This is a genomic window from Micromonospora maritima (assembly GCF_902825405.1).
Classification (GTDB): domain Bacteria; phylum Actinomycetota; class Actinomycetes; order Mycobacteriales; family Micromonosporaceae; genus Micromonospora; species Micromonospora maritima.
The window spans coordinates 1-2,152 of sequence record NZ_CADEAU010000722.1 but is presented as its reverse complement, the minus strand read 5'-3'; the positions used below and the strand labels follow the sequence as shown (position 1 = coordinate 2,152).

The following is a 2,152-nucleotide window of genomic DNA, read 5'->3' as shown; positions in this document are numbered from 1 at the left end:
CACCCCGGGCACCCCGGGGCGGGCGCTGCGCGGCGTGCACCAGGCGATGGCGCACCTGGTGGCCGCGAACCGGGTGGTGGCGGTCGCGGGTGACGGGCGGCCCGCCCTCGCCGTGCTGCCCGACGGCACGCCCATCGACGCGGCCGGCAAGCATGTGGTGATCATCGGCGGTGGCGACACCGCCGCGGACTGCCTGGGCGTGGCCCACCGGCAGGGCGCGGCCGGCGTACACCAGCTCGACCTCTACCCGCAGCCTCCGACGGAGCGGGACGGCGCGCGGGACCCGTGGCCGACCTGGCCGTGGGTGCTGCGGTCCTACCCGGCCCACGAGGAGGGCGGGGAGCGGGTCTTCGCGGTGGCGGTGCAGGAGTTCGTGGACGACGGCACCGGGCAGGTACGCGCCGTCCGCATCGCCGAGGTGACCGTGGAGAAGGTCGACGGCCGGCGCATCGTCACCCCGCTGCCCGGGTCCGAGCGGGAGATCCCGGCCGACCTGGTGCTGCTCGCCATCGGCTTCGAGGGCACCGAGGAACAGCCGCTGCTGACCCAGTTCGGGGTGACCCGCAACGGCCGGGGCGCGGTCGACGCCCGCCCCGACTGGCAGACCGACGCCGACGGGGTCTTCGTCGCCGGGGACATGCACCGGGGCGCCTCGCTGATCGTCTGGGCGATCGCCGAGGGGCGGGCCGCCGCGGCGGCCATCCACGCGTACCTGGGCGGGGTGGGCGAGCTGCCCGCCCCGGTCGACCCGGCCCGACAGCCACTCGCCGCCCGCTGAGCGGTGTAAGGAAGGGCCCCCTGTTAACGCCTCCGGTAGAGCAGGGGGCCCCTTTTAACGCCTGCGGCAAGCCGGGTCGCCGGGTGACACCTGCCACCAACTGTCGCCGCGAGTAGTCCTCCGCGGCCAGACTTGTCGACCGGCCGGACCTCACGAGGGTCCGGCCTTCGTCATGTCGCCGTCGACAACGGGGAGGACGTCGTGGCTCTCGGCGCCACGTTCGCCGCGCTGCGCCACCGGAACTACCGGATCTGGGCGGCCGCCGGCTTCGTGTCGGTCACCGGCACCTGGATGCAGGTGCTCGGGGTCAACTGGTTCGTCCTGGCGGAGACCGGTTCCGCCACCTCGATGGGCCTCACCGTCCTGCTCCAGGCGCTGCCCACACTGCTGCTCAGCGTGTGGGGCGGCGCGTTGGCCGACCGCCTGCCGGCCAAGCCGCTGCTGGTCACCGCGCAGGCGGCACACGCGGTGCTGGCCGCCGGCCTGGCCGTGGTCGCGCTCACCGGCGCCGGCGGTCTGCCGGCCGTCTACGCGATCTCACTGGCCACCGGCGCGGTGTCGGCGATCGAGGGGCCGGTGATGGGCCGCTGGGCCTCCACCCTGGTGGACCGGGACAGCCTCGGCAACGCGCTCGCGCTCGGCTCGCTGACCAACTCCGCCGGGCGGATCCTCGGCATGAGCGTGGGCGCCGTGGTGGTCGCCGCCGTCGGCCCGGCGCTGCTGTTCGCGGTCAACGCGGCCAGCTTCGTGGCGGTCGTGGCCGCGCTGCTGGCCGTACGCGAGGGGGAGCGGCACGCCGGCGGGCCGGAAGCGGCCGACGCGGGCCCGGCGGGCGGCGGCATTCGAGCCGGTTTCCGCTACCTGCTGGGGCAGCCGGTGGTGCTTGTCGCGCTGGCGCTGTCGTTCGTGCTGGGCAGCCTGGGCCGCAACTACCAGGTGACCATGGCGGCGATGAGCGACGGCCCGCTGGGCGGCGGCGCGTCCGGCTACGGCTTCCTGTCCACCGTCTTCGCCGTGGGTACGGTGCTCGGCGCGCTGGTCGCGGCCCGCCGCGCCGAGCTGGGCTACGCGGTGCTGGTGGGCGCGGGACTGCTCGCCAGCACGTTGCAGATCGTGGCCGGGCTGGCGCCGGGCACGGCGAGCTTCGCCGCGGTGATCCTGCCGGTGGCGGCGGCGGCCGTGGTCATCGACACCACGGTCGGGGCGCGGGCACAGCTGGACACCGACTACGCGATGCGCGGGCGGGTGCTGGCGGCGCTCGCGGTGACCGGTTCGGTCGCCGCCGCCGTGGGCGCGCCGTTGCTGGGCTGGCTCGCCGAGCACGCCGGCCCTCGCCAGACGCTGGTGCTGGCCGGCACGGTCAGCGCCGTGGCG

2 protein-coding genes are annotated in these 2,152 nt (G+C 75.7%); both read left to right on the top strand.

The window, feature by feature from the left end:
• Positions 1–778: FAD-dependent oxidoreductase (locus HUW36_RS31510; RefSeq protein ID WP_174531403.1), on the top strand; the 778-nt coding region annotated here is incomplete at its 5' end.
• Between the two features lie 201 nt (positions 779–979).
• The coding region (locus HUW36_RS31505) for an MFS transporter (protein WP_174531402.1) at positions 980–2,152 on the top strand (1,173 nt) is incomplete at its 3' end.